Origin of the sequence: Chitinophaga silvatica, from assembly GCF_003419895.1 — a bacterium.
Taxonomy (GTDB): domain Bacteria; phylum Bacteroidota; class Bacteroidia; order Chitinophagales; family Chitinophagaceae; genus Chitinophaga; species Chitinophaga silvatica.
In genome coordinates this window covers 22,163-48,622 of the sequence record NZ_QPMM01000004.1, presented here as the reverse complement: position 1 = coordinate 48,622, position 26,460 = coordinate 22,163, and the positions used below count along the sequence as shown (strand labels likewise).

30 protein-coding genes are annotated in these 26,460 nt (G+C 40.8%); 10 read left to right on the top strand and 20 right to left on the bottom strand.

The features are described 5' to 3' along the window. Positions 1-72 precede the first annotated feature (72 nt). From DVR12_RS09625 to DVR12_RS09600, 6 genes are all read right to left on the bottom strand, one after another. Positions 73-177 carry a 30S ribosomal protein THX gene (locus DVR12_RS09625; protein ID WP_089765291.1) on the bottom strand — a complete coding sequence of 35 codons (105 nt, stop codon included), beginning with the start codon at positions 175-177 and terminating at the stop codon, positions 73-75. 149 nt (positions 178-326) lie between these two features. After that, entirely contained in the window at positions 327-596 is a 270-nt protein-coding gene (locus tag DVR12_RS09620) for an HU family DNA-binding protein (RefSeq protein ID WP_012788562.1), read from the bottom strand. 316 nt (positions 597-912) lie between these two features. Continuing rightward, positions 913-1,215: a DUF4286 family protein gene (locus DVR12_RS09615; protein WP_116975465.1), complete on the bottom strand. Its 303-nt coding sequence runs from the start codon at positions 1,213-1,215 to the stop codon at positions 913-915. A 7-nt stretch (positions 1,216-1,222) separates the two neighbouring features. Further along, complete coding sequence (locus DVR12_RS09610) at positions 1,223-1,987, bottom strand: exodeoxyribonuclease III (protein WP_116975464.1); 765 nt, start codon at positions 1,985-1,987, stop codon at positions 1,223-1,225. 129 nt (positions 1,988-2,116) lie between these two features. Then, positions 2,117-4,879: a methionine synthase gene (gene metH / locus DVR12_RS09605; protein ID WP_116975463.1), complete on the bottom strand. Its 2,763-nt coding sequence runs from the start codon at positions 4,877-4,879 to the stop codon at positions 2,117-2,119. A 17-nt stretch (positions 4,880-4,896) separates the two neighbouring features. Then, a complete protein-coding gene (locus DVR12_RS09600; RefSeq protein ID WP_116975462.1) occupies positions 4,897-5,910 on the bottom strand; it encodes a homocysteine S-methyltransferase family protein in 1,014 nt (337 codons plus the stop codon). Between the two features lie 389 nt (positions 5,911-6,299). On the opposite strand from DVR12_RS09600, the gene DVR12_RS09595 reads away from it, so the two are divergent. Beyond that, complete coding sequence (locus DVR12_RS09595; protein ID WP_116975461.1) at positions 6,300-6,512, top strand: hypothetical protein; 213 nt, start codon at positions 6,300-6,302, stop codon at positions 6,510-6,512. Between the two features lie 89 nt (positions 6,513-6,601). Here DVR12_RS09595 and recR read toward each other — a convergent pair whose 3' ends face one another. From recR to DVR12_RS09570, 5 genes are read right to left on the bottom strand one after another with little or no spacing between them, the layout of a single operon-like run. Further along, positions 6,602-7,222: a recombination mediator RecR gene (recR, locus tag DVR12_RS09590; RefSeq protein WP_116975460.1), complete on the bottom strand. Its 621-nt coding sequence runs from the start codon at positions 7,220-7,222 to the stop codon at positions 6,602-6,604. Between the two features lie 36 nt (positions 7,223-7,258). After that, positions 7,259-8,719, bottom strand: coding sequence for an Ig-like domain-containing protein (locus DVR12_RS09585; protein ID WP_116975459.1), 1,461 nt, complete (start codon positions 8,717-8,719; stop codon positions 7,259-7,261). 45 nt (positions 8,720-8,764) lie between these two features. Beyond that, positions 8,765-9,289, bottom strand: coding sequence for a hypothetical protein (locus DVR12_RS09580; protein ID WP_116975458.1), 525 nt, complete (start codon positions 9,287-9,289; stop codon positions 8,765-8,767). Between the two features lie 22 nt (positions 9,290-9,311). After that, positions 9,312-10,328, bottom strand: a complete 1,017-nt coding sequence (locus tag DVR12_RS09575) for a lipid A deacylase LpxR family protein (RefSeq protein ID WP_116975457.1) — start codon at positions 10,326-10,328, stop codon at positions 9,312-9,314. A gap of 18 nt (positions 10,329-10,346) precedes the next feature. Further along, a complete protein-coding gene (locus DVR12_RS09570) occupies positions 10,347-11,618 on the bottom strand; it encodes an acetyl-CoA hydrolase/transferase family protein (protein ID WP_116975456.1) in 1,272 nt (423 codons plus the stop codon). A gap of 128 nt (positions 11,619-11,746) precedes the next feature. Between DVR12_RS09570 and DVR12_RS09565 the strand changes: the two genes are divergently transcribed. The 7 genes from DVR12_RS09565 (at position 11,747) to DVR12_RS09535 (ending at position 15,926) form a co-directional block, all read left to right on the top strand. Further along, positions 11,747-12,250, top strand: a complete 504-nt coding sequence (locus DVR12_RS09565; RefSeq protein WP_116975455.1) for a GNAT family N-acetyltransferase — start codon at positions 11,747-11,749, stop codon at positions 12,248-12,250. A 92-nt stretch (positions 12,251-12,342) separates the two neighbouring features. Then, positions 12,343-12,855, top strand: a complete 513-nt coding sequence (locus DVR12_RS09560) for an RNA polymerase sigma factor (RefSeq protein ID WP_147323437.1) — start codon at positions 12,343-12,345, stop codon at positions 12,853-12,855. Then, positions 12,846-13,316 carry a hypothetical protein gene (locus DVR12_RS09555; RefSeq protein WP_116975453.1) on the top strand — a complete coding sequence of 157 codons (471 nt, stop codon included), beginning with the start codon at positions 12,846-12,848 and terminating at the stop codon, positions 13,314-13,316. Before DVR12_RS09560 ends, DVR12_RS09555 begins: the two co-directional genes overlap by 10 nt. A gap of 102 nt (positions 13,317-13,418) precedes the next feature. Further along, positions 13,419-13,904, top strand: coding sequence for a hypothetical protein (locus tag DVR12_RS09550; protein ID WP_116975452.1), 486 nt, complete (start codon positions 13,419-13,421; stop codon positions 13,902-13,904). A 127-nt stretch (positions 13,905-14,031) separates the two neighbouring features. Next, complete coding sequence (locus DVR12_RS09545; RefSeq protein WP_158563243.1) at positions 14,032-14,523, top strand: lipocalin family protein; 492 nt, start codon at positions 14,032-14,034, stop codon at positions 14,521-14,523. Positions 14,524-14,645: 122 nt separating this feature from the next. Next, entirely contained in the window at positions 14,646-15,398 is a 753-nt protein-coding gene (locus DVR12_RS09540) for a metal-dependent hydrolase (protein ID WP_116975450.1), read from the top strand. Between the two features lie 9 nt (positions 15,399-15,407). Further along, positions 15,408-15,926: a GNAT family N-acetyltransferase gene (locus DVR12_RS09535; RefSeq protein ID WP_116975449.1), complete on the top strand. Its 519-nt coding sequence runs from the start codon at positions 15,408-15,410 to the stop codon at positions 15,924-15,926. On the opposite strand, the gene DVR12_RS09530 is transcribed toward DVR12_RS09535, so the two are convergent. The 6 genes from DVR12_RS09530 to ispG form a co-directional block, all read right to left on the bottom strand. Continuing rightward, positions 15,916-16,809, bottom strand: a complete 894-nt coding sequence (locus DVR12_RS09530; RefSeq protein ID WP_116975448.1) for a LysR substrate-binding domain-containing protein — start codon at positions 16,807-16,809, stop codon at positions 15,916-15,918. The two genes, DVR12_RS09535 and DVR12_RS09530, sit on opposite strands and share 11 nt — an antisense overlap. Before the next feature lie 22 nt (positions 16,810-16,831). Next, the gene (locus tag DVR12_RS09525) at positions 16,832-17,749 is read right to left on the bottom strand and encodes a molybdate ABC transporter substrate-binding protein (RefSeq protein ID WP_116975447.1); all 918 of its coding nucleotides are present in this window, start codon (positions 17,747-17,749) and stop codon (positions 16,832-16,834) included. Positions 17,750-17,759: 10 nt separating this feature from the next. Further along, entirely contained in the window at positions 17,760-18,185 is a 426-nt protein-coding gene (locus DVR12_RS09520) for a DsrE family protein (RefSeq protein ID WP_116975446.1), read from the bottom strand. Continuing rightward, positions 18,182-19,174 (bottom strand): c-type cytochrome, encoded by a 993-nt coding sequence (locus DVR12_RS09515; RefSeq protein WP_116975445.1) that lies wholly within the window; start codon positions 19,172-19,174, stop codon positions 18,182-18,184. The genes DVR12_RS09520 and DVR12_RS09515 overlap by 4 nt, the downstream gene beginning before the upstream one ends. A 274-nt stretch (positions 19,175-19,448) precedes the next feature. Further along, positions 19,449-19,784: a hypothetical protein gene (locus DVR12_RS09510; RefSeq protein WP_116975444.1), complete on the bottom strand. Its 336-nt coding sequence runs from the start codon at positions 19,782-19,784 to the stop codon at positions 19,449-19,451. Between the two features lie 73 nt (positions 19,785-19,857). After that, entirely contained in the window at positions 19,858-21,801 is a 1,944-nt protein-coding gene (gene ispG / locus DVR12_RS09505; protein ID WP_116975443.1) for a (E)-4-hydroxy-3-methylbut-2-enyl-diphosphate synthase, read from the bottom strand. A 120-nt stretch (positions 21,802-21,921) separates the two neighbouring features. Between ispG and DVR12_RS09500 the strand changes: the two genes are divergently transcribed. After that, a complete protein-coding gene (locus DVR12_RS09500) occupies positions 21,922-22,785 on the top strand; it encodes a helix-turn-helix domain-containing protein (RefSeq protein ID WP_116975442.1) in 864 nt (287 codons plus the stop codon). A gap of 297 nt (positions 22,786-23,082) precedes the next feature. Here the strand turns inward: DVR12_RS09500 and def are convergent, their stop codons facing one another. Continuing rightward, entirely contained in the window at positions 23,083-23,616 is a 534-nt protein-coding gene (gene def / locus DVR12_RS09495; RefSeq protein WP_199417082.1) for a peptide deformylase, read from the bottom strand. 62 nt (positions 23,617-23,678) lie between these two features. Here def and DVR12_RS09490 point away from each other — a divergent pair, with 62 nt between their 5' ends. Beyond that, a complete protein-coding gene (locus DVR12_RS09490; protein WP_116975440.1) occupies positions 23,679-24,464 on the top strand; it encodes a helix-turn-helix domain-containing protein in 786 nt (261 codons plus the stop codon). Between the two features lie 40 nt (positions 24,465-24,504). Here the strand turns inward: DVR12_RS09490 and DVR12_RS09485 are convergent, their stop codons facing one another. Beyond that, on the bottom strand, positions 24,505-25,317 hold the full coding sequence (locus DVR12_RS09485; RefSeq protein WP_116975439.1) for a tetratricopeptide repeat protein: 813 nt from the start codon (positions 25,315-25,317) through the stop codon (positions 24,505-24,507). Positions 25,318-25,328: 11 nt separating this feature from the next. Beyond that, positions 25,329-26,348 carry a VWA domain-containing protein gene (locus tag DVR12_RS09480; protein WP_116975438.1) on the bottom strand — a complete coding sequence of 340 codons (1,020 nt, stop codon included), beginning with the start codon at positions 26,346-26,348 and terminating at the stop codon, positions 25,329-25,331. Positions 26,349-26,460: the final 112 nt, after the last annotated feature.

The following is a 26,460-nucleotide window of genomic DNA, read 5'->3' as shown; positions in this document are numbered from 1 at the left end:
TATACGTTGTTAAAGTCTGATAAAGATATTAGCAGTATAGCTACATCCTTAAATCATTTCAATCCAAAATATTTATGCTTTTGGCGCAGATTTTTTTCTAGTTTTTGAAGATCTAACTTTACCAAAAGATTTGTTGCTGATCTTACCTTTTTTAGTTTTAATATCTCCTCTACCCATAACGAATAAATTGAAGTTTGATGTTTGTTAAATATAGGATGTTATCGACTGCAAATTAGTGTAAATCTTCCAAATACACTATGGACTTTACCGAATAAAAAAAGCAAGAAACATAATTGTTCCTTGCTTGAATAAGTTGTGCTAACTGATTAGAGCTTATCGGATAAAGCTTTACCAGCTTTGAATTTAGCAACTTTCTTAGCTTTGATCTTGATGATCTGGCCAGTTTGCGGGTTTCTACCGTTACGTGCAGCACGTTTAGAAACAGAGAAAGTACCGAAACCAACTAAAGTTACTTTACCACCTTTTTTCAGGGTATCAGCAACAGCTTTAGTGAAAGAATCCAAAGCTTCGTTAGCTTGGGTTTTAGTGATGCCTGCATCTTTAGCAAGCTTGTCGATTAATTCGGCTTTGTTCATAGTTAGTAAGATTTAACTAGTGAAAAAATGTTTGATGTGAGCAAATATAGCGCGTTTTATCAGATTACCAAATTTTTCAGGTGTTTTTTCTGGAAAAATTTATCGGCTGAAAAAGGCTACTGGTAACGATTACAGCAGATTAGCCATTTACTTGCTAATACTTCCGACTTTAGCAAAAAGTGCTGAAATATAGTGTAGTGGCATATTTGCTTAATATTTAGCTATAAACGCCGCATTTAACCAGGTATTGTGTTGGGGAGCCGAGACCCCGAAAATAGTGGATTTCCTGTGGATAAGTTTAGTAAAGACACCTTACTTACAAGACCTCCATGACGGTTGTAAATGCGATAAACCGATCCCCGAAGGCATCATATCCTTTCTGCCGCAGGGCTCGCTGGTGTTGACTTTTAAACACATCATAGTGCTCCATAGAGGGTGCATAGAACTGAATTGCATAAGTAGGCCCTTCACTATCATCCTGCTCCAGCAGTCTGCTGATCCGGTATTCAGAAAAAAGGCCAGTCGCCAACATCTCAGGTATATGTATTTCCCTCATCCACTTTAACCATGCTTCGCAGGCTTCTGTGGCCACTTTCACTGTAATATTATATATGATCATATGATTGTTAGGACACTAATTCAACATAAACCGGACAATGATCCGAATGTTTCACCTGTTGGTAAATAGTGGCATTTTTTAAGCGCTCTTTTAAAGGAGTTGATACATTGATATAGTCAATTCTCCAACCCTTATTATTATTCCTTGCATTAGCCCTAAAACTCCACCAGCTATACTGATGAGGGTCGGGGTTAAAATGCCGGAAACTATCCACAAATCCTCCTTCAAAGAAGCGGTCCATCCAGGCCCTTTCTTCCGGCAAAAAGCCGGTAGAATTCTTATTGCTCACCGGATCGTGAATATCGATTGGTTTGTGGCAAATATTGTAATCTCCACATACAATCAGATTTGGTCTGGTAGCTTTCAGCGTTTGCAAATACACATAAAACTCATCCAACCATTGATATTTATAGGTCTGACGGTGATCTCCACTAGTACCAGACGGAAAATAGGTATTGATTAATGTAACATCACCGAAGTCGAGTCTGATAAAACGACCTTCCATATCACTTTGTTCATGACCACTGCCATATTGTACAAAATCAGGTTTGATTTTGGTTAAAACGGCCACCCCACTATATCCCTTCTTCTGGGCCGGAAACCAGTAATGCTCATATCCTAATTGGTCGAACTGCTGAAAATCAATGTTTTCCTTGTGAGCTTTAATCTCTTGTAAGCAAACAATATCTGCAGGATTTGTTTGCAACCATTCTGTAAAACCTTTAGTCATCGCAGACCTCAGGCCATTCACATTGTAAGAAATAATTCTCATGACTAGTTTTTGTTGTTGCTCGCAAAGCGGCAAAGTGGCAAAGAAGCAAAGAAATTTTATTTTATAAATTAGCTGAAACAGCTATTAAAACTCCTTTGCTTCTTTGCCACTTTGCTTCTTTGCGTGAAATTAAATATCATATTCCAGGTTCGGACGAAGCCATTGCTCTGCTTCCTCTACTGTCCAGCCTTTACGGGCTGCATAGTCTGTAACCTGGTCTTTCTCAATTTTGCCAAGGCCGAAGTATTTGGCTTCAGGATTGGCAAAATACCAACCACTCACACTGGATGCAGGATACATGGCCAGTGATTCAGTAAGCTCAATGCCGGTATTGGCTGTTGCATCAAGCATTTCAAACAATTTATATTTCTCGGTATGGTCTGGACAAGCCGGATAGCCGGGAGCCGGACGAATACCGCTATATTCTTCCTTGATCAATTCTTCATTGCTAAGGTGTTCCTCTGAAGCATATCCCCAGAACTCTTTACGTACACGTTTGTGCATTAATTCAGCAAATGCTTCTGCAAGCCTGTCGGCCAGCGCTTTCAACATAATACTGTTATAGTCGTCATGCTCTGCTTCGAACTTCTCCAACCACTTCTCAATACCAACACCGGTTGTTACAGCAAATCCACCCATATAATCGGTATACCCATTTTCGGCTGGTGCGATATAATCGGAAAGCGAGAAGTTAGGTTGACCAGGTGCTTTTTTCAATTGCTGGCGTAAGAATTCTAATTGTACTTCTGAAGTGGCCGGACTTACCCTAACAGAATCAGCGGCTACCCTGGTAGCAGGGAATAATCCGATTACCGCGTTGGCAGTCAGCCATTTTTCATCAACAATTTTCTTCAACAATGCCTGTGCATCTCCATATAATTTGGTAGCGGCTTCTCCCACAACTTCATCAGAAAGGATCTGAGGAAATTTACCATGCAATTCCCAGGCTATGAAGAATGGTTGCCAGTCGATATACTCGGCAATTTCAGCAAGGCTATATGATGTAAAAGCTTTAACACCCAGGAAATTAGGCTTAACAGGCTTGTAATTAGCCCAATCTATTTTTACTTTATTTTCCTGTGCTGTAGCAATTGGGAGGAATTGCTTGGTTTGTTTTTTATTCTTAAAAGCCTCATTTAATTGTTTGTACTCCTTCCTGATTCCTTCCAGGAAATCTGGTTTTAATGCTTTGTTCAACAGGCTACCTGTTACAGTTACGCTGCGGGAAGCATCCAAAACGTGAACAACCCCATGTTCATATTCCTGTGCTATTTTAACGGCAGTATGGGTTCTTGAAGTAGTAGCACCGCCAATAATCAAAGGAATATTGAAATCCTGGCGTTTAAGCTCACGGGCTACGTGTACCATTTCATCAAGACTAGGAGTAATTAACCCACTTAAGCCAATGATATCAACTTTTTCCTGACGGGCGGTTTGCAATATTTTTTCTGCAGGCACCATTACACCCAGGTCAATGATTTCATAGCCATTACAAGCTAATACTACCCCAACGATATTTTTTCCGATATCGTGTACATCGCCTTTAACGGTTGCGAGTAGGATTCTGCCGGCGGTTTTGATTTCTCCACCTTCTACTGCCTGCATGCGTAGTTTTTCTTCTTCAATGAAAGGAGTAAGGATGGCAACAGATTTTTTCATAACTCTGGCGCTCTTTACTACTTGCGGAAGAAACATTTTACCACTGCCAAACAAATCACCGACTACGTTCATCCCAGCCATTAAAGGACCTTCGATGACATCGAGCGGGCGAGGGTATTTAACTCTGGCTTCTTCAGTATCCTGATCAATATAGTCCGTGATTCCGTTAACGAGTGCATGGCTCAATCGTTCTTCCACAGTTCCTAATCGCCAGGTCTCATCTTTTTCCACAACCTTTCCTTTTGCCTTTACAGTTTCGGCAAATTGAATCAGGCGTTCGGTGGCATCATCTCTTCTGTTTAATATGGCATCCTCACATAATTCACGGAGCTGAGGTTCTATATCATCATAGATTTGCAGCATACCGGCATTCACGATACCCATATCCATACCTGCTTTGATAGCATGGTAAAGGAATACGGAGTGCATGGCCTCACGTACGGTTTCATTACCTCTGAACGAGAAGGAAACGTTACTAACCCCACCACTTACTTTGGTTAGAGGCATTAATTCTTTAATACGACGCGTAGCACTTATAAATTCTACGGCGTAGTTATTATGTTCTTCAATCCCTGTTGCAATAGCAAAAATATTAGGGTCGAAGATGATATCCTGAGGATCGAATCCTACTTTCTCGGTAAGGATTTTATAAGCGCGGTGACTAAAGGTTACTCTTTTATCTTCCGTATCTGCCTGTCCATATTCATCAAAGGCCATTACAACTACAGCTGCGCCGTAGTCTTTACAAATGAAGGCCTGTTCGATGAATTTTTGTTCACCTTCTTTCAGACTGATGGAGTTAACGATACATTTACCCTGAACGCATTTAAGACCCGCTTCTATGACAGAGAACTTACTGGAGTCGATCATAATAGGGATGCGGGAGATATCTGGTTCACCTGCCAGGAGGTTGAGGAAGGTGGTCATGGCCATTTCTCCATCGAGGAGGGCATCATCCATGTTTACATCCAGTATTTGCGCACCGTTTTCAACTTGTTGGCGGGCAACGGAGAGGGCTTCTTCGAAGTGGCCTTCCCGTATAAGGCGTGCAAATTTCTTGGAGCCTGTAACGTTGGTACGTTCACCGACATTAAGGAAGTTGGTTTCTGGTCTGACTATCAGCGGTTCGAGACCACTAAGGCGCAGGAAAGGTTTGATTACCTTTTTCTCGTCCTGAGGTAAATCATTCACACTATTGATAGTTGAAGTATTGCTGGTGATAGTATCGTTCATTGTTGCTATTAGTATAATTAGGCAGTTTCAGCTAATTCTGGTTTCTGGCGTGGTTTAATTTGTTTCACATGATCGGCAATATGACGGATATGATCAGGTGTGGTTCCACAACATCCACCAACAATATTTACAAATCCTGATTGAGCAAAATCTTCAATAATGCAGGCAGTATCTTCAGGTTCTTCATCATATTCACCAAAAGCATTAGGTAAGCCGGCATTAGGGTAGCAGCTTACATAACAACTGGCGATATTGGAAAGTTCTTCAACATAAGGCCTCATTTGCTGACCGCCCAAAGCGCAGTTCAAACCAATAGAGAATGGGTTGGCATGCATTACGGAAATGTAAAAGGCCTCCAGGGTTTGGCCACTAAGGGTTCTGCCGGAAGCATCGGTAATGGTACCAGATATCATAATTGGCAAAGGTTCCTGGCCAATGCGTCTGAAATACTTTTTAATAGCATAGATAGCTGCTTTACTATTCAGTGTATCGAATATTGTTTCGATTAGCAGGATATCTGCTCCGCCTTCATGTAATCCCTGTATTTGCTCTTCATATGCGGTAGCTACTTCATCAAAAGTAACGGAGCGAAACCCAGGATTATTTACGTCGGGGGATAATGATAATGTTTTGTTCATTGGGCCAATAGCACCGGCAACAAATCTTGGTTTATCGGGGTTTTTGGCGGTATACTCCATTGCTGCCTTTTTAGCAATTTTTGCAGCAGCTACATTCAGCTCAAAGGCTAGTTCCTGCATGTCATAATCTGCCATGGCAATAGTGGTGCTGCTGAAAGTATTGGTTTCAATAATATCAGCGCCAGCTTCCAGGTATTCTTTGTGAATGGCTTCTATGATTTGAGGCTGTGTAAGGTTGAGCAGATCATTATTGCCTTTTAGATCGCTAGGGTAGTCTGCAAATCTCGTTCCTCTGTAATCTGATTCCTGGAGTTTATATCTTTGAATCATGGTGCCCATTGCACCATCGATAATGAGTATGCGCTCATTAGCGCAGTCTTGTAAAGATTTCATAATAAAGCAAGATTGTTTATTAGTTACAGTTAAACTGTGGGGTCGAACAATAAACAAATCCACCCCAAAGAGGCTACAAATATAACCTTTTATTGGCTATTTTATGGTTTTCTGAAGGCCTCCAAAGGTGTATTGGTGATTAACTATATCTGCAGGTTGTATTATAGATTTTGGCTATTAACATAAAATTAATTTGGAAGAAGTCTATAAAGTCTATTATATTTGTAGGGTAATATATAGACATGCAATACAGTGATAGAAATATAATGAATCAAATGGCCATGGCCACCCACCAGCCCTCCGCCTGCACCTCATATAATTGCTGCTGCAATTGATCTAATTGTCATTAAGTTTTTTCTTAACATTTATTACAACAAAATACCTCAGATATGACAATATCAGAACATATCCATACACTGCATAAACACCTGGCCAGCCTGGGTTTACAACCAGTGTATCAATTGGTGGATCAGAATCAGCCTGAAGTTTTCAAGGTATGTTTTCTGAATAAATATGAAATGCAGCGGTGGAAAGAGTTACAGAAAGAATCAGAAACCAATCATACATTATTTCAGCAATCTTCTCCAAAGAAAGAGAGCTGACGACTTTTTCATAACGTGGAATTACAGGTTAAACGAAGACGGGTGCTATTGAGCACCCGTATTTTTTTGTTATATATAGATAACCTGAATTATTTGTTCTGAACGTAACTTTCGAGTGGCAATCTGTTACTGATAGAGCGGGCGAGGGTCATCTCATCTGCATATTCCAGCTCTCCCCCAAAAGCAATACCCCTGGCAATAGTGGTGATTTTAACAGGCCAATCTTTCAGCCTTTTTGAGAGATAGTAGATAGTAGTATCCCCTTCAATAGTTGGGCTCACCGCCATAATTACTTCCTCAACTCCCTGATGCTGAACACGTTCTACAAGGCTGTGAATATTCAGCTGATCGGGCCCCACACCATCAACCGGTGATATAATGCCACCCAGCACATGATAAAGTCCGTTGAATTGCTGTGTATTTTCAATCGCCATCACATCCCGGATACTTTCTACTACACAAACTACCTGTTTATGACGGGAATGATTGCTACAGATGCCACATACCTCGGCATCAGACACATTGTGACAAACTTTGCAAAACTTGATTTGCTGGCGCATTCGTGCAATAGCCTCACTGAACTGCTGTACCTGTGTTGTATCCTGTTTTAATAAATGAAGGATCAGACGAAGGGCAGTTTTCTTGCCAATGCCCGGAAGCTTGGCAAATTCATTTACCGCGTTTTCAATTAATGCAGACGAAAAAACCATATCTTAAAGTTAGTAATAATGGAATGTACCCCGGCCTCAGATACTTATTTTCTTAGGTACCGTCCAAAAAGCTTTTAAGTTCACTTTATCAATAATAATCACTCTCTCTGGCTGTCGTTTCGGCTCTTTAAAGTAGCTTCCGCGATCCCATTTACCATTACCATTTTTATCCAGCAACAGCCGCACTTCATACTCTCCAGGTGTAATGAAACGTTGGCTCCACTTACCATTTACGATAGTACCGGAATATTTAACAGTTTTATCCTGTACCAGTTGTACTACATAATGCATTGAACTATCATTAATAGCCTGTTTTGCACTATCGCTGATATTCAGCTCTGTAACGGTGAATATTGCGTAATCACTGATTTTCTTTGACCTGAACTTAATGGTATCGGCCCTTGCCAGTTGCTGCCCTGCCGTATCCGTTGCGGCATCCTTTGGAATAATTAACTGGTAAGGCGTTCCCTCTTTCCAGGCATATCCGACAGTCAGGGTAGTTTTTGTTGAATCCATTGTGCTGGTAAAAGTCACTGGATTATAGGCACTGTCTTCTCCCAGAATAACCCTGTTACTATCCAGGTTTCTCAACGGAAGCGAGAATGTAATTTTCAGTGGTGCCGGTAGTTCTTGTAAGCCACCACTGAGTTGCGCTGTAGCAGTCAGTTTTGGCAATTTCTTTTTCTTTTTATCTGGTTCCTCCTCCTGTTGCAGGTCGGTAGAATCAATTGGTTCCGGCGGCGGTTTGATAGTACTGTCATTTTCCATGAACAGCAACATATTTACTCCGGAAATATTACTTTCTTTTAAAACTATTGGAGCTTCTAAAAAGGCAATCAACTCAGTAGGCTGACTATACTGTAAATCGCGATCTTCTTCCTTTAAGGCAAAGATCTTATAAGTGCCGGGAGCCAGATTTTTAAATCTGAAAGACCCATCACCCTTAGATTTAGCGTAATACACAGGTTTTTCTTTCGTAACAATCGAATCTTCCAATCCGCGATAGAGCATAACTGCCACATTACTATCGAGTCGTCCTGATTCTGCATCGATTATAGTACCGGTAACCTGCAAACTATCCAGATAATCACCGGTTGAGAAAACGTATTGGAAATCGGGAATGGCATTTCTTTCATTGATATCTCTTACAGCATCTGCCAGATTGAATGTATAGGTTGTATTTTCTTTCAGTGTATCCTTAATTTCTATAGTAAGAGTATGCAGTTTGGCTGTAATGATTGGAAACCGGGTCAGGGTAGGAGAAACTATCAGTTTATCGTTCACATTATCCAGTTCAATAAATTCATCAAATACAAAAGTTATCTTCTTGCTATTGAAATGCAGCGTAGAGTCGGGTGGTGTTGCTCTTAGCACAACCGGTGCTAATGTATCCTTAGGCCCCCCACTTGGTGGTACTATATTGGCGCATCTTGTAAGTACAACCGAAGCGAAAATAGACATCAGCCAGAAAACCCAGCTCCTGAAAAATTGATTCATGGAGCGAAGATAAGGAGAAAGAAGAAAGCCAGATATGAAAATTCCCTACTGCTCAGTGGTAATTGTTGTTACTAATTTGTCACCATTATAGAAGCTAAAAGTACTCTTTCCCATTTTAGGCACAGTGCCCAACCAGAGAGGAATAATAGAGGAACTGCTTTTATTGGCATTACCAATGGCGGTAAACCGCATAGTGGCATCATTAGTGTCGTCGTCTAATGTGGCATCTGCCAGTTCTATTTGTGTATTGTAGTAGGTTGGTGGCATAGTAGCCGCCACAACTATCTGAGTACCAAAATCTGGTTGGGTGATTTTGTTTGTCATGGTTTTAGCCACTCCAAACAAGCTATCAAATGTTTGCTGATTATCAATGATCCAAAAGGTCAGACTGTCATTAACCTGAATAGTATTTTTAAGAAAATACCCGGAAAGTGGATTTACATCTAATTGGCTATTAACTGCTGCAGAAACACCTAAGCTGGTATCTGTCTGAGAGGTTTTATGGTTCCCTCCGCAGGATGCGATTAAGAATACTGTGGCCAGTAAAACAAAGATACGGGTGTAAAACATGCTTTAATTTTTCTATATAACGTTATTTTTCGGGAATAGTTTTACGGGAGATGGGAATAAGTAAGGTAATATTTCCTACTGAATGTTTACCGGTTCCGCTCATCCACTCAGTCTGGGTTTTCTGGGTATAACTAATCGTAGTTCTTTTAATAACTATCCCTATTCCATAATCCATCCCTATTGTGAAATTTCTCATATGCGTTCTCTGTTCGCCCGACAATTCCTCAAAGTTGCTGCTGGTAGATCTGAAAATCCCTCCTTGCAGCAAAGCATTATAAGCAATTACGGAAACCTGGGGTCGGGCTATCACATAGAGTTGAAAACGCCGCTTCGTACCTCTGGCCAGGTTAATATCTCCAAAATAAGGGTTCATCAATCCATATCGGAAGTAAGTATAAACACTGCCACTTGTTGTCATAGTACCAGCCTTTCCATCTAATCCTCCTATGATTTCCAAGCTTTTAAGAGGGTTCCATAACATTACTTCAAAGGTAAAGTTGTAGTTAAGCAGGGGAGAATTAGGTACCTGGTTTTCCCATCCCCTGGGCGGTTGATAACTAATTAACTTATGGAAGAAAGTTTGTGCTTCTTTAGTGAAAGACCAGGGGCCCATCACCCCAAATACTATTTCTGTCCGAAAGCTATATTTTTTAATGGGATTATATGAGTTGAGGGCATGTGTAGCAAATAAAGCGCCCGCATAATAGAAGTCTTTCGGCTGGTAGCTGGTATCTGCAATTTCATTGGGAGTGATCATGATTTGCATAAGATCCCATTCAAATACATTAATGGCATCTGCACCCGCCTGATGAAGCAGGATTTTATCGAGAAAGGTGGATTTTTTATTTTTCATATAGATGTAACCTAGTCCGGTTCCATTACTATATGCCCTGTCTGTACCTCTTCCCCAGACGTTGAAATAATCATCGTCTTCATAGATCTGAATCTGCCGTGTAGCGTCTTGTGTTACCTGGGCGGTAGCCGTAATAGCTGAAATAGAGGTAAGACAAAACCAGAAACATGACAGCAAATATTTCATATTGTTAGTATTAAACCATTAAAAAGATTTAAAAATCTCGAATGCGTCTTTTTCCAACTTATTCCTATGATCGGGATGAGCAATGTTTATTAGTGCCCTGGCCCGTTGTTTCAAATTCTTGCCATGCAGATAAGCAATACCATACTCTGTGACTACATAATGTACATGCGCCCGGGTGGTAACTACGCTGGCTCCGGGTAATAACTGGGCTACAATCCTGGAGTTCCCTTTTGAGGTTACGGAGGGAAGGGCAATTATGGGTTTCCCGTTCTCCGAAAGGGCTGCCCCTCTCATAAAATCCATTTGTCCACCTACTCCGCTATACTGCCTGAACCCAATTGAGTCGGCACATACCTGTCCGAAAATATCAATTTCGATAGCACTGTTGATGGCAGTAACTTTAGGATTCTTACGGATAATAGAAGGATCATTCACATAACCAACATCCATTAATCGCATAAGCAGATTGGTATCCATAAATTTGTAAAGTCTTTGGCTGCCTATGGCGAAGCTGGAAATCAATAAACCCGGATGTACTTTTTTATGCTTACCGGTAATAACTCCTTTTTCAACCAGGTCAACAATCCCATCTGAAAACATTTCGGTGTGAATACCCAGGTCTTTATGCTGATGCAGGGATTCCAGCACGGCATTAGGAATACCTCCAATTCCCATTTGGAGGGTAGCGCCATCTTCTATCAGGGAAGCAACGTGCCGGCCGATGGATAAATCGATATGACTTGGGGTTTTGACAGGCTGAGAGTAGATAGGGTAATCGACCTCTACAGCCGCTGTGATTTTTGATATATGAATTACACCATCTCCTAATACAGTAGGCATCCGGGGGTTGACTTCCGCAATGATAATTTTTGCAGTATCAACAGCAGCTTTGCTTACATCGCAGGAAACACCCAGGGTACAATATCCGTTTTTATCAGGGGGAGAAACGGAGATTAATGCCACATCTACCCCGGGATTGCAGGTTCTGAAATAACGGGGTATTTCGCTCAGGAACATAGGCACATAATTGGCCCTGCCTTCATTCACTGCCTGTCGTACATTCTTGCCCACAAAAAAAGCATCAATTTGAAATGACTTATATCGCTCAGGATCAGCATACGGAGCATCCCACTCTGTGTGAATGCTTACCAGTCGTACATTTTTTAATTCTTTGTACCGGTCCGACATTGCGTACACCAGTTCTCTGGGGGTTGCGGCTGCGGTATGAATAAAAACGGTATGACCAGACTGTATTAAGGAAACTGCTGCTGCGATTGAAGTATAAGCCATGCTAAACTTAGTTTACGAACTAGGTTATCATGATAGGAAAAACGGTTTGTTGACCCACCACAATAGTCTAAATTCAATAATGGTAATTCAACAACTAATATAAAGGAATTGTTAAACTAGTAACGGAGATGGATACACTTCATTTACGAGCGGCCCAACAGGGCGATTTGCCCCAGATAGCAGCGCTTTTACTCAAAAGTTACCAGGAATTTAAACAGGTATTGGAACCCGGTTTCTGGACGAAAATGGAAGGTAGTCTTCAGGATACAGAGTCTTTGTCACAATTATTGGAAAAAGGACATTGTTTTCTGAGTTTAATAGCTCACCAGGTTGTAGGGGTAATATTTCTGATGCCATCAGGCAATCCTACTACTATTTATCCGGCAAATTGGGCTTATATCAGATTGTTGGGGGTGGACCCGGATCAGAGAGGGAAAGGAATTGGAAACCGGTTGACAGGGCATGTAATTGAAGTTGCAGCCAAAAATGGGGAAAAATTAATTGGGCTTCACACTAGTACTATCATGCCGGCTGCCCGACGTATATATGAAGGATTTGGGTTTAAAATTGTGCGGCAGCTAGACCCTATAATGGGCCAGGAGTATTGGTTATATTTAAAAGAGCTGGGGTAGGAGTTTGTCCTTTTCCGCTTAAATGACCCTTTCAATTGGCTGTTACGACACATTTTTATATTTTAGCATTAAAACCGGCATACAACATATCCTTGAGGAGAGATTTGGCACATATAAATGAGCAACAGCTCATAGAGAGGTTGGTTGTAGGAGATCCCGCAGCGAAAGAATGGTTGTATGACAGATATGCCGGAGCGCTTTATAACATTGCTTTACAATTAGTTCCGATTGAAACCAGAGCAGCGGATGTAATAGTGAGAGTGTATAGCTGGGCCTTTCATCACATTGGTTCTTTTAAAAATTCAGGACATCACACCTTATTTACCTGGTTAATGCGTAAAACACGGGAGGTGGCCATACAGGAAACTATACCAGAATCGGCTCTTACAGGTTCCGAACTTATGAAACAAGAGGACGGCATGCTTCAACGGTTTTACCTCATACTACCAACCGATCAGCAGCAGGTCTTTCGGTTATGTTACTTTAAAGGATTATCTATAGCAACGATAGCTCGGATTATGGCAATGCCTGAAGAGCAAATAAATGAAACCCTGAAAGAAGCGATGCGATCTTTCAGACAATTCTTAAAAAATAATTGGAACTAAAATTTTACATCGAAAGCGGTATCATTGAGTCTTATGTGCTAGGGTTAGTGACAGAGGAGGAAGCATTGGAGCTACAGCAAATGAGACGTTTGTATCCAGAACTGGATACAGAAATAGATATTGTTGAACGTCGCCTGGAAAGAGCCGCGTTTGATGAGCCTGCTTTGCCTCCTGCTGAAATTAAGGATAGGGTAATGCAACGAATTCGCTGGGAAAACGGAAGTGCATATGCCGAACCAGATCCCGGAGCCAATTATACTTTTATCAATATTCAGCAAAAAGATAAGGATCATATTACTGTTCACAGATGGTGGAAGGTATTCTTTATTATCTTCTTCATTATGTCTAAGGTTTTCTTGTTTCTCGCCATCTTCTATTACCTGAAATACAAACAAACGCAAGAAAACCACAGTAATAATCTTCACCCGATATTCAAATACGAGCAACCGATAAGCGCCTGATCAATCTATTTAATTTATTTTCAGAATGACAATCCGTTTGACCCCAATCAAACGTATATAAATATATATCCATATCTTTTTCAACTTATTACAAGTTGCAAGGTGAATATTAATAACTATATAGAAAGTGGGATAATCGAGCGTTACTTGCTTGGCTTAGCCTCTGCTGATGAAGAAGCGGAGCTTTTTGCCCTACGCAAAATTTACCCAATTTTAGATATTGAATTCGCCGCCGCTGAAATCCGAATTGAAAATAAGTGCCATTTGGAAGCCAAAACGCCTCCTCCGGCACTCAGACAAACTATCCTGAACCGCTTCAAAAATGATGATGCCGACTTTAATACCAATGAAGAAACATATAGCCGACAACGATACCGCCAGCAACCACCTAAAACGGATACGTATATTCTCGAACCTTTCTGGAAACGACGTATGAGTGTGAGTATCTGGTGGAGGTGCATTGTTATTGCAATGGTCATACTTTTGATGGCCCTGGCTGCCAGCACCTATCATTTTTACAGACAGGCCTCCCGGTTCGAAGATGCCTTGATAAAAAAGGTGAGCTCTCCCAACTCATCCTCCCGGTAAGTTCTCTACTTTCATTTGGTACGTTTATTGCAAATGCTGAACTTGCCGTGTATTTTGCATGCGTAAAACCTTTTAGAATAAAGGTATGTTGAATACTCAGGCATTTAAACACACAAATACAATTCAAATGAAAAAACTTTCCTTTGCAGCACTATTTCTGGCATTTGTAGCAATCATCGCTGCCTCCTGCTCTCCAAAACAAGGTGTAACTACAGACATTAATAAAGCTGCAGTAAAAGGTAATTGGGTACTGACAGATATTAAGTATGAAGGAATTCCGGACAGAGCCAAAGTAACCGTTTTCGATGAAGCAGATGCCAAATGCTTTATTGGTAGCACCTGGTCTTTACCTGATAACTATGCAATGGGTACTTATACCATTACTTCTACAGAAAATGGTTGTAACCCTGTAACCCAGAAAATTGCATGGACACTTACCAAGCAAGGTGGCGTTAGCATGTTTGGATTCAAGAAACTTTATACCGGCGATAAAGCAAAAAATGTTACAGAGGGTTACAGAGTACAAGTAACAGAAGCTGGAAGTATGATGACCTGGAGAGCTAATATTAGCTTCGAAAATAAGAGTGCTGCTATCATTTATACCTTACAACGGAAATAAATAAACGAACTTATTTTTCTATAGAGAGCCTGGCGTTTTAAGCGCCAGGCTCTCGTTTTTTATATAGTTTTTCTTTCCCTGATTAATAGTATATTTAGATATCAAACCATCAGCACCAGAATATGAGCACGCAGCATTCAAAAATTCAATTCCTGGGGCATGCAAGTTTCCAGGTGACAACACCAGAAGGCCACGTCATTTTAATTGATCCCTGGTATACCAATAATCCTACATTACCTGCCGGATTAACCATTCCTGAAAAAATAGACCTTATCCTGATTACCCATGGCCACCGTGATCATCTGGATAGTAAAATTGCTGACATCATACTACAGAAGTCTCCCAAAGTAATTGCTAATCCGATGATCAGATGGTATCTGGAAGAAGTAGCAGGAGTTCCGGACCATGTTTTTGAACCTATTAATGCAGGTGGTACCGTGTCATTACTGGATGTAAAGATAACCATGACCAATGCCTTTCACTTTGCGCATGTTTCATTGCCTGAAGGGAAAATTGGCTACCCGCATACCACCAATGGTTTCATAATCTGGATGAGTGATGATGTATCAGTTTATTATTCTGGAGATACCTCAGTATTCAGTGATATGAGCCTTATAGGTGAAATTTATGAGCCGGATATTGCCATATTACCAATTGGCGACAGGTTTACAATGGGCCCGCTGGAAGCTGCATTTGCCACCCGCCTGCTTAAAGTAAAGCATGTAATACCTTGCCATTATGGGAGTATGCCTTCACTAACCGGTACTCCTGAGAAATTAAAAGCATTAACCGAAGATATTCAAAGACTGGTGATCCATGCCTTAAAGCCTGGTGAAACCTTGGATACTAGCAATATACAGCCGAATAACTGGTAGATTTTTTTCATGTTGCCCCTTCAAACGAAACGTCTGTTAATATATCCGTGTCGCCTACCTCTTGTAACAGAACTTTATCTAAGGCATCCGCATGCCGGAGATAAACTGGCGGCCACCATACCTGATGACTGGCCCCAGCAGGAGCTGAGGGAGTTGCTACCGCATTTCATAAAATTGCTGCAGCACGACCCCAAAAGCTTTCCATGGCTTATGTGGATCATCGTAAATAAAGACCTTAAAACAGTGATAGGAAATGTTGGCTTTAAAGGCCGGCCAGATGGTAATGGCTCCGTAGAAATCGGATACTCTGTTTTACCGGCATACCAGAATCAGGGGTATATGAAAGAAGCTGCTGAAGCCATGGCCGATTGGGCTTTTAAACAACCTGATGTTAAGCAATTGATAGCCGAATGCCATATATCAAATCTAAGCTCCAAACGAATTCTTGAACATCTTGGAATGAGTCCGACAAAACAAGTGAATGATATGCAATACTGGGAGTTGCCTAATAATTTTATTACTCGCTAAGATTCTGACGTGCAAACTTTATAAACAGTTGGCAAAGCTTATCCTGTAAACCTTGCAGATAAATAAAATGCAGCTTTCTTACCAGCTTGAAATTTTTTATTGGGATGATCTTAAACTCTCCCGCTTCAAGTTCACGTTGCACTGCCTGTAAGGAGATGAATGCAGCGCATGGAGAATAATGTAAATATGATTTTATACTCTCTGAACTACCCATATACATGGCTATATTCAGGTCAGTGATTTTTAATTTCAATCTCTTTAATTCGTCTGTAATTACTTCCAGCGTTCCGGAACCATGTTCTCGCATCAACAATGGTATTGTTTTCAAATCGGTTGCCAATAAAGCTTCTCCGTTACCATATTGATGGTTAGCATTTCCGACAAGCACTATTTCATCTTTCGCAAACTCCACATATTTCAGTAGTGGGTTCTTGGAATTACCTTCAATTATCCCCAGCTGAATAGTTTTTTCAAACAATGCCTGCTCGATCTGTTCGGTATTCCCATTAACCAGTGAGGTTTTAACATCAGGATAGCGCTGATTGAATTTTGCCAATACAGGGGGAAGTAAATATTGGGCAATCGTTGAACTGGCACCAATAGGTAATAATCCCCCCTGCATATGCTTTAATTGATTAACATCGTATTCCAGGTTCCGGTAATCAGTGAAAATAATTTCTGCATGATGTAAGACCAATAATCCTGCTCGGGTCAGTTTAATCTTATTTCCGATCCTTTCAAATAAGGCCATACCCAGCTGCTGCTCCAATTCATGTATATGCTTGGTGACAGCAGGTTGCGAAATATATAATTCTTCTGCAGCTTTAGTGAAGCTGAGACGTTTGGCAACGGTATAAAAAACCTTAAGTCTGAAATCGAACATGCAATAAAATTACAAAAATCCCTTAGATCTCCGGCGGTGTAAAGCCAAAGTGCCTGTAAATAGCCTGCCCTTTTTCGCTTAACATAAAGTTAAGGAAGTCAGTAGCTGCCTGTTTATGAGGGGCAGATTTTAAAATACCAGCCCAATAAGATGCATAAATATTGTGTTTCTCAGGAATTGGAACCAGATCTATAGGATGCTTCAGCATTTGCTGGTAATATGCCTCTGTATACCATACTGGCCCGGCATCTGATTGATTATACAGTATACGCATAGGAGTTTCACGATGATGGATTTTGGTTAGCCAGGTTGTTCCTTGCTTTACCTTCGTTTTCATAATGGCTTGTTGAAGGGCATCTCCATCGGCTTTCACATATGCTTCCTCAATACGTTTTCCAATTCCTTCCCATTCAGGATTAGGCATACTTACCTTGATGTTTGCTGCTGCTAAGTCGCTCAATCCCTTAATCTGTTTAGGATTTCCTTTGCGAACCATGATAGCCAGTTTGTTACCTGCATAGTTTTTAACGATGGAGAAGCTATCTTTTAGCTGATCGATCCTTGTTTTTCCTGCTGTGTAAATATCTGGACGTATATCAATTTTCAGATTCCCCATAACAAGGCTGCCACTAATGATCTGTTTTGCGAGGATGCCTGGTGGTAGTGTTTCTGCAAATACCCGCTGGTATTGTGGATAAGCCTTTTTGAAATCATGAATTAATGAATCTATCACCATAAATTGATTACCTGCAAAGAAGATAACCAACTGGGGGTCTATAATATCGCCATAGAGGTCTGGCGCATTATCAATCCCCGGCACAGTGAAATACACCCCTCCTTCAGGAACCTGGTTCCATGGCGGATCGAACCGATGGTCCTGCGCATAGGCACCGGTAGTGAATAATAGTATTGTAATTATAGCAAAGATCTTCTGTTTCATATTTTTTCGTTTATGGATGCACGTAAGCCCATCCTTCTTTCTGTTTGATAATTAATTCACCGTTACCACTGGGAGTATATTGTATAAATGGGAATAGTTCCTCTTTAGCTATATTCCTTTCCCTGAGAGTGTTTTCACACTCAACCAGGATTACACCCTTATCTTGCAGCTCTTTTAAAAGCGTTTCATAAGGGTGATCTTTTTTATAAGCAGTAACACCACCTCCATGAGCAACCAGTTCAATTTTCACCTTACCCTTTAAGCGGGGATCTTCCAATGCATTTTTGATATTTCTAAGCGTATTTCTGATAGTTTTATCATCATCGCTATTCAGCTGATACACAGCTTTGTATTTGGCTTTATGCTGGCTCATGGCATAAGGCAGTGAAAATATCAGACAGCAAATGCTTAATAATGCAAACTTCTTTAGGCTCATTGGTGATTCTTTTTAAAAGGTCCGAATTTGTGTTGTTCTTCAGTTAAATTATCTGCATACGGTCCGAAAGGAAAATCAATAGGTTTTTGTTTGATATCTTTCCAATCGGCCGATTGATCTTTATGTGGTCGTGGTTGCGAGTTTACGAAGGCGGCCAGATCCCAGGCTTCTTCATCTTTGAGAACCGGAGCGTTGAAATCAGTACCGTAAGGCATATTGTATTTCACATAACCGGCAAACTTCGATAAGCGGTAAAGTCCGGCGGCATCATTATAACTCTCGCCTCCCCAGAGCGGAGGGTATATGAATGCGATTCCATCGTCATCTTTTACGCCTTCTCCGTTACTGCCATGGCAACTCTTACATTGTTGTTTATAAACCTTTGAGCCTTTTGCCGGATCAGCAGCACGAGTAAGAAAAGGTAAGCTGGTAATGCCACTGCCTAAAGGTTTTTCTTTAGGTGGAACCTGGCTTCCTACCCATTCGATGTAATCTTTAATGGCTACCATTTCCTTGCTGGTACTGTCAGGAGCTTTTCCGTTCAGGCTGCGTTCGAAGCAATCACTGATTCTTTTGTACAATGTTTCAACTCCATTTGAACGTGCTCTGAATTTCGGATACGAGGTAGCTACAAGGCTGTAGTTATTGCCAAATGGTTTTGTTCCTGCCTGCAGGTGACAATTCTGGCAATTCATTCCATTACTGATCTGAAGTACAGATCCTTTTGGGCCAAGAAAATGCGCTGTTTCCCGGATAAGCGATTGGCCATAAACAATACTGTTCCCTTTCTCACCGCCAGGAATAGAAGTTGCTGGTGGTGGTTTCCATAACTGCTGGGTTGCTGATGCATTGCTAACTGTTTTGTTGGTTGAAGGCTCTTTAAATAACAACATAAATGTTTCTAAACCAGCCACCAAAACTAAAAGCAACATACAACAGAGGGTGCCGGAAATAATCCGTTTGTAACGTTGGACTTTTGTGGTCTCCATTTTGAATTACAGGTTGGTGATATGGTGCAAAAGTAATAGGGGCGTGCCCTTGGGTCAAATTACTAATAACTATCACCCATAACTTATGGTTATAACTATAGCGTTGTGAAAGGAATAAAACTAAAATATTACTGTAAGCGGAGTATCTGATTTTTTATAGGGATACCAAATAAAGTGGAAGAGCGGTAATATGTGTGTGGATATGGTTATAAAAGCACAATGGGTGCCTCAGATGAGTCACCCATTGTGTGCAAAATAATAAGGTAAATAAATGCTAGGATTTTTTCTTGCCGGCATTTTTGTTATTTGCTTTATAGCGCATATCCGGAGTACCGTCTTTTTTGGTTGGTCCGGCTGCTTCAGGCTTTGTTTTACTTTCTTTGTTTTCTTTAAATCGTTTGTCTGGAGTACCGTCTTTTTTTGTTTTGGCAGCAGAAGCGGTTGGGGCTTCGTCTTTTTTATCGGCCTTTTTAGCTTCTTCTTTCTTTGCTGCTTTTTCAGTTTTAGTTTTCGGAGATTTGGTCTCTTGCTTTGAGGTTGCCGGAGTCTGGGCCATGGTCACACTTAAGCCCATGAAGAGTGCCAGCATTCCGGTGAGGAGCTTTTTCATAATGAATGTTTTATGAAAAATTAATCAATTTTCTCAGTTATTAGAACAAATCTTCGTTTTTTTTAATCAACATTTAAGCCTTTTCTACCCACATTCCATTGTCTCTTATCAGGTTGATTAATTCATCAACGGCAACATCACTATTGAGGCCTCGTTTAACGATTTCCTTGCCTTTGTACAGTGTAATTTTACCAACTCCGCTACCTACATATCCAAAATCAGCATCAGCCATTTCTCCGGGTCCATTTACAATACATCCCATAATCGCGATTTTAACGCCTTTCAGGTGATGGGTAACCGCTCTGATTCGGGCAGTTGTTTCCTGCAAATCGAAGAGGGTACGGCCACAGGACGGACAGCTAATATATTCGGTCTTGGAAATACGGGTACGGGTAGCCTGCAAAATGCCAAACGCAATGTTATTAAGCGTAGCAATATCATTGATAACTGGAGTATTTGTCAACCATATGCCATCTCCAAAACCATCCAGCAACAAAGCGCCGGCTTCAATGGCATGATGTATCAGATGCTCATCTATTGAAGGCCAGTTGCTAATGCTGTGAATAATAACAGGAGAAGAGATGTGCTTCTCTTCCAATAGAATGAACAGTCGGCGAACGGCTGCCATGGCAAGATCTCCTGTAGCTTCAGCCACTATTACAGTTTTTGAGGATACCTGGGAGTCTGCAAGGGTATCTAGTAAAGATTGTACACCCGGTTGTTCGAGTTGCAGGCAGTTTACTTTTACAAAATTGAGAGACGCTGTAGTTGGAGCGTAATTATCAGCTTCAAACAGCGGTACTGCCAATTGCTTATCGGCTAGTGAATTCCAGCTTTCTGCATTCATAAGCACTCTAAGTGTGCCTGGTAATGCAAAAGAAGGGAGGGTGTTGCCTGTGTAAATATAATCGGCTGCCGCATCTCCAATATTCCATTTATCGCTGGGTTCGTCGTAGTTATAACCAATTCCTGCGAGGTCTGATAGCTGAAGGGTTGTTCGACCGCTAAAATCAGCTACTACAACCGGTACTTGCTTCTCGCCGATATTCTCTGTTGCGGTAGTAGAACGACGTGTATATTCAAAAGGTGAATAAGTAATATTTGTTACAGGAAGTATTTTCGTTTGATCGTTACGGTTAGTATAGCGCTTAACGATGTCTTTACACACAGGTAGCTCAAACTCCGGATCTTCTGTGAGGGAAACCCTGATAGTATCACCAATACCATCTTCCAGCAGGGTACCGATACCGATGGCAGATTTGATACGTCCGTCTTCTCCGTCGCCGGCTTCTGTAACGCCCAGGTGAAGAGGGTAGCAGTGACCCAGCTCCTGTTGCATAGTATGAACAAGTAACCGATATGCCTGCACCATTACCTGTGGGTTGCTGGCTTTCATGCTCAGTACAATGTTTCTGTATTGAAGATCTTCTGCAATACGTAGGAATTCCATTGCACTTTCCACCATGCCCATAGGAGTATCACCATATCTGCTCATAATACGGTCGCTAAGGGAGCCATGATTGGTTCCGATACGCATAGCGGTACCATGTTCCTGACAGATTTTTACCAATGGTGTAAAGCGCTCTCTGATTCTGTCTATTTCTTCCAGATATTCGCTATCAGTATATTCCAGTTGCTCGAATTTCTTTTTATCGACATAGTTGCCCGGATTAATACGAACCTTTTCAACAATGCGGGCTGCAATTTCAGCTGCATTTGGTGTAAAGTGAATGTCGGCTACCAATGGGGTATTATAACCTTTCTGGCGCAATTCGTTCTTAATTGCGAGCAGGTTCTCAGCTTCTTTTTTACTGGGGGCTGTAATACGTACCAGCTCAGCACCGGCTTCGATACAGCGGATAGCCTGCGCCACAGTGCCGGCAGTATCCATCGTATCCGTAGTGGTCATAGTCTGAATACGGATTGGATGGTTGTTTCCAATGATTAAATCACCCACTTTTACTTCCAGTGTGGCCAATCGCTTGTATTCTGTAAGAGAGTTGCAATAGCGTTGCATAGATTTTTCTGTTTTCCTGCGTTAGCAAAGTTAATAAGGCTATCCGACTTAAAGCGATATTAAATTCCACGAACGGAAGGTTTTTCGCAACAGAAATCCCTTACATTTGATGTAATTGTTATGTTAATTAACAAACATATCGACATACCTTATCAAAACCTGCCAGAAGAGAGCCAGTTTGGGGTATTACCTCTGTCAGCGTTTAAAGGAGAATTTTCAAATCTTCCACATCGCCACGATTATTTCCAGATTATCTGGTTTATTAAGGCAAAAGGCCGACATATGGTCGATTTTGAGTGGTATGATGTTGAAGATAATATGATCTTTTTCCTGCGCCCCGGACAAGTACATCAGGTTGACTGTGAAAGCTCGGGATACAGCATTTACTTTACTGAGCAGTTTTATTTCACAAACCGACAGGATAAGGAAACCTTATTCGACTTTACCACACTTTTTGATACATGGAAAGGTTATAACCCGATTACCATTACTTCTTCCAACAGTAATTCTCTGATCGGATTAATCGACCTGATGATTAGGGAGAAAGAAAACCTTGATTATCATTGCTTTGCTATCCTAAAGCACTATCTAAGTGCTTTCCTGCTACTAACAGAAAAGGAAAAGATGCATAGGGATGCCAATTACATGCCCTCCAGTGCTTATGATGCAAGGGTTGTTCAGCTCCGCAGGCTGCTCGAACAACATTTCAGAGCAGAACATCAGGTAATCTTTTATGCAAATTCCTTCTCTTTAACTCCCAAACGCCTGAATGAGATTACAAAGGATTGTACTGGAAGAACCGTTACAGAATTACTTCACGACCGCATCACATTGGAAGCTAAGCGTCAATTATCGTTTAGCAGAAAAAGCATAAAGGAAATTTGTTATGAGTTGGGCTTTGAAGATCCGGCCTATTTCAGCAGATTTTTCAAAAATAATACAGCACTTTCTCCACAGGAGTTTAGAGATATGATGTTCAAATAGTACAAGTAAATACGCGGATTGTCCTAACGACCGCCATCAGGCTCCATCTATCTTTGTCTTTTTCATTTTTTACGTCTTTAACCCAATTTCTCTGTACTTCATGAAAGCAGTTCCGCAACTACTTTTAAAAATAATTCTGTGTTTAAAGCGGGAAGCAAGAAATAAGCAGATGGAATTTATGACTCATTAAAACGGAACCTTGCTTCCTATTTTTTTAATACGGTAAAGAGAATTGTTACACATGTAACAGTTTGTAGGTTTAGGTAAAATAGCCGGAATAGTCGTATTCCGGCTTCTTTATAGCCTAAGCATCGGATAAGGTGTTTTTATTCCTCCCCGCAGAATAGTTTGTAATTTATTTTTCAGTAATGTTCGTTGCAGCGGCTGTAAATGATCCAGATATAGTATGCCCTGAGTATGGTCGTATTCATGTTGTATAGCCCTGGCAGTTTCGCCATGAAACGTTTGTTCATGGCCTGCAAATAATTCATCCTGCCATCTGATGGTAATAGAATTTGATCGGGTTACAGATTGAGAAATTCCAGGGATACTTAAACAACCTTCAGTATCCGAATTTGTATCTTCACTATACCAGATAATTGCAGGATTGATGAAAACACCGAAATAGTCATCTGTTTCTATTAAAAAAAGCTGTAAGGGCCTATTTACCTGTGATGCAGCCAGTCCTGCACCTCTTGCATTAATCATTGTGGCCTTCATATTACTAATTAATTCCTGAAGCCGGGGTGTCGATTCTTCAACCGGATCAGCAATCTGGCGAAGAATATCGGCTCCATAGGTTACAATCGGTAGTATCATTTTTTTCTTCAAAGTAACTGGTTGAAATGGGTTGGAAATTGTAGATTTTAGACACTTCTGTTTATTTTTATCATATGCCGGTCGAAATACTTGCCCATCTTATACATAATCATGCTACTTCAGCTGTTAGGCGCTTTGCTCCAGCTACTGAGCTGAAGAAGGTAATAGATTGTTATTGCTGGTATACCGCCAGATCTGTCCATAAAGTGTGGGCAGCACTGGATGGTACGCCTGGTATTGTATTGGTATTATCTGATACAGGCTTCAGACTCATTGCTGATAAAAATAAAAGAATTGAGCAAGGATTCCTATGCCGCGGAGTTCTGGAGAATGTGTATCTCGAATTAACCGGGGATAGGATTGAACTTTTGGTGATAAAGTTTCATGCTGATGCAGCCGATTATCTGCCTGAATTGTCTGATTCTGCAACAATTTCGCGACTTCCGGTACAGTACGGGGCATTATTGGATCAACTAAAAAAGGGAAGATCTATAAATGATAGGATTGCTATCTTAAACTCATTTTATTCAAATCATTGTCCAGCTCTGATCACAGGGAATGCTGTACTGAAAATAGCTGTAGATATGGTGAAGGAGTGTAACGGGCTTATTTCTGTAAAGGATTTATGCCAGAGGCTGAAAGTAAACTATAAGTGGCTGGAACGTAATTTTCGTTGGTATATGAATGTTAGCCCTAAAGCCTATATAGATAATTTTAGATTTATTGGAGCGTGGGCTATTATGCAGAAGCAGGATAGGTCCTTAACGCATATTGCATTGGAAGCCGGGTATTATGATCAGGCTCATTTTATAAAAGCATTCAAAAAATACACTGGTAGTATACCATCTGCTCGTAAATAAAAACATCCGGAAGTATTGTGCTTCCGGATGTTCAATATTTTTACCAATCTTTTTCTACTGGAACCTGCTGACCTTTTACCTTCTTTGCTTTGTCCTGCAGTTTCTTTTCCTGTTGAGATATCGCTTGCAGGTATCTTTCGGCCTCCTGTTTCGTCATTTTACTTGGCTGAGGCTCCGGCTTCTGATTTTCCTGTTCCTTTTCCTGGTCTTTATTTTGCTGATCTTTATTTTGTTGATCTTTATTTTGATCTTTTTTGTCTTTATCCTTGTCTTTGTTTTGTTGATCTTTATTCTGTTGATCCTTGTTCTGATCTTTGTTCTGGTCTTTATTTTGATCCTTATTGTCTTTTTTATCTTTATTCTGATCTTTTTTGTCTTTGTTATCGTTACCACCGCCGCCTTGTTGTTGTTTTTTCAGCATGGCCTGAGCGTAGGCCAGGTTGTAGCGGGCATCTTCGTCGTTAGGATTCAGTTTAAGTGCCTGTTTGTAAGACTTAATACTCTCTTCCCATTTTTTGCCTTCCATGAATGTATTACCGATATTATAATCGGCATTTGATTTCATGCTGTTGGGCTGATTTCCAAGTTTAAGGCTATTGGCATACTGAGTGCGGGCATCATCATAGCGTTTTTGCTTATAGAATGAGTTACCGAGATTATAGCTACCTACAGCAGATTTAGCATCTTTTTCGAGCGCCTTTTTATAGGCTGCTTCGGCATCAGTATATTGTTGTTTCTGATATAAGTCGTTTCCTTTTCGAATAAGTGCATTCGTGCCTGTCTGAGCGCTCACAGAGATGGCACCCAGTACAAAAGCGAATAGGAAACTATATTTTAATTGTTTGATTTTCATGTCCTTATCGATTATGCTGCCTGTTTGCTGGCAGTTTTAGGAAAACGCACTTCAGGAATAAAGAATTCAATCAACAGGAGAGCCAGGCAAATTCCAAGGAAATATTGGAAATAGCTGTTATAATCAGTAAAGATATTCTCTCCGAATTCTTTTTGTTCCATACTATCGATTTTGTTGGCTAGTGTATTTACAACATCATCTGTGTTATTCTCTAAATGTTGGTAGATTCCTTTACCTGCAGAAGCGATAGACTTCAGCTCTTCTTCATTTAATTTTGAAATAACAGTATTACCCTGTCTATCTTTTTTATAGCCACCGGTTTCAGGATCTGGAAGCGGAGAACCATTTACAGAGCCTATACCTATCGTATTTGTGACAACACCATTTTCAAATGCAGCTTTTGTTTTTTGAATGGCAGTTTCATCATGGTCTTCACCATCAGAAATTACAACAAGTGCCTTGTGTTTACGTTCCTTCTTATTAAAGGCATCATCAGCAACACTTATAGCTTGCCCGATTGCCGTACCCTGGGTAGGGATCATATCCGGGGAAACGGTGCTGAGATACATTTTAGCAGCAGAATAGTCAACTGTTAAAGGCATTTGAAGGTAAGCATTACCGGCAAATACAACTAACCCGATACGGTCATTATCCAGTTTGTCCATCAACTTGCTGATCAGTTGCTTGGCACGGGTAAGACGATCCGGCTGTATATCGGTAGCCATCATACTTTTACTTACATCCAGGGCAATTACCACGTCTACACCCTTCCTGGTGATTTTTTCCATTTTGCTACCTTTCTGTAGGTTGGCAAGACCAATAACACCAAAGAAGAAGGCCAGGAAAATCAGCAGAAACTTTACTACAAATAGTTTACGGGAATACCCGGTGAATAATTTTTCTACCAGCGCTGGGTCGCCTACTTTACGAATAGAGCGGCGTTTCCACCAGGAAACACCCAAAAATGCCGCCTGAAGAACCAGCAATAGCACCAGGGCCCATAAATACTCACTATGTTGAAATCGTAACATATTCGATTTTAAGATATCCGTTACCGGTAGTAAACCAGGTAAGTTATCAAAAATAATTTTTTTGTCACGTATTGCAAGAGGATCAAGGGGGGATTTATCGTTTTTTTAACGG

Excerpts from the sequence above, each read along its gene's own strand:
- DVR12_RS09545 (WP_158563243.1), top strand. The coding sequence starts at position 14,032 with ATGAAAAAACTTTCCTTTGCAGCACTATTTCTGGCATTTGTAGCAATC.
- DVR12_RS09485 (WP_116975439.1), bottom strand. The coding sequence starts at position 25,317 with ATGAAAATCAAACAATTAAAATATAGTTTCCTATTCGCTTTTGTACTG.
- DVR12_RS09580 (WP_116975458.1), bottom strand. The coding sequence starts at position 9,289 with ATGTTTTACACCCGTATCTTTGTTTTACTGGCCACAGTATTCTTAATC.
- metH (WP_116975463.1), bottom strand. The coding sequence starts at position 4,879 with ATGAACGATACTATCACCAGCAATACTTCAACTATCAATAGTGTGAAT.
- DVR12_RS09595 (WP_116975461.1), top strand. The coding sequence starts at position 6,300 with ATGACAATATCAGAACATATCCATACACTGCATAAACACCTGGCCAGC.
- DVR12_RS09480 (WP_116975438.1), bottom strand. The coding sequence starts at position 26,348 with ATGTTACGATTTCAACATAGTGAGTATTTATGGGCCCTGGTGCTATTG.
- DVR12_RS09510 (WP_116975444.1), bottom strand. The coding sequence starts at position 19,784 with ATGAAAAAGCTCCTCACCGGAATGCTGGCACTCTTCATGGGCTTAAGT.
- DVR12_RS09525 (WP_116975447.1), bottom strand. The coding sequence starts at position 17,749 with ATGAAACAGAAGATCTTTGCTATAATTACAATACTATTATTCACTACC.
- DVR12_RS09575 (WP_116975457.1), bottom strand. The coding sequence starts at position 10,328 with ATGAAATATTTGCTGTCATGTTTCTGGTTTTGTCTTACCTCTATTTCA.
- DVR12_RS09515 (WP_116975445.1), bottom strand. The coding sequence starts at position 19,174 with ATGGAGACCACAAAAGTCCAACGTTACAAACGGATTATTTCCGGCACC.
- DVR12_RS09500 (WP_116975442.1), top strand. The coding sequence starts at position 21,922 with ATGTTAATTAACAAACATATCGACATACCTTATCAAAACCTGCCAGAA.
- DVR12_RS09600 (WP_116975462.1), bottom strand. The coding sequence starts at position 5,910 with ATGAAATCTTTACAAGACTGCGCTAATGAGCGCATACTCATTATCGAT.
- DVR12_RS09565 (WP_116975455.1), top strand. The coding sequence starts at position 11,747 with ATGGATACACTTCATTTACGAGCGGCCCAACAGGGCGATTTGCCCCAG.
- DVR12_RS09615 (WP_116975465.1), bottom strand. The coding sequence starts at position 1,215 with ATGATCATATATAATATTACAGTGAAAGTGGCCACAGAAGCCTGCGAA.
- DVR12_RS09570 (WP_116975456.1), bottom strand. The coding sequence starts at position 11,618 with ATGGCTTATACTTCAATCGCAGCAGCAGTTTCCTTAATACAGTCTGGT.
- DVR12_RS09585 (WP_116975459.1), bottom strand. The coding sequence starts at position 8,719 with ATGAATCAATTTTTCAGGAGCTGGGTTTTCTGGCTGATGTCTATTTTC.
- DVR12_RS09625 (WP_089765291.1), bottom strand. The coding sequence starts at position 177 with ATGGGTAGAGGAGATATTAAAACTAAAAAAGGTAAGATCAGCAACAAA.
- DVR12_RS09620 (WP_012788562.1), bottom strand. The coding sequence starts at position 596 with ATGAACAAAGCCGAATTAATCGACAAGCTTGCTAAAGATGCAGGCATC.
- DVR12_RS09540 (WP_116975450.1), top strand. The coding sequence starts at position 14,646 with ATGAGCACGCAGCATTCAAAAATTCAATTCCTGGGGCATGCAAGTTTC.
- DVR12_RS09610 (WP_116975464.1), bottom strand. The coding sequence starts at position 1,987 with ATGAGAATTATTTCTTACAATGTGAATGGCCTGAGGTCTGCGATGACT.
- DVR12_RS09490 (WP_116975440.1), top strand. The coding sequence starts at position 23,679 with ATGCCGGTCGAAATACTTGCCCATCTTATACATAATCATGCTACTTCA.
- DVR12_RS09535 (WP_116975449.1), top strand. The coding sequence starts at position 15,408 with ATGTTGCCCCTTCAAACGAAACGTCTGTTAATATATCCGTGTCGCCTA.
- DVR12_RS09530 (WP_116975448.1), bottom strand. The coding sequence starts at position 16,809 with ATGTTCGATTTCAGACTTAAGGTTTTTTATACCGTTGCCAAACGTCTC.
- DVR12_RS09520 (WP_116975446.1), bottom strand. The coding sequence starts at position 18,185 with ATGAGCCTAAAGAAGTTTGCATTATTAAGCATTTGCTGTCTGATATTT.
- ispG (WP_116975443.1), bottom strand. The coding sequence starts at position 21,801 with ATGCAACGCTATTGCAACTCTCTTACAGAATACAAGCGATTGGCCACA.
- recR (WP_116975460.1), bottom strand. The coding sequence starts at position 7,222 with ATGGTTTTTTCGTCTGCATTAATTGAAAACGCGGTAAATGAATTTGCC.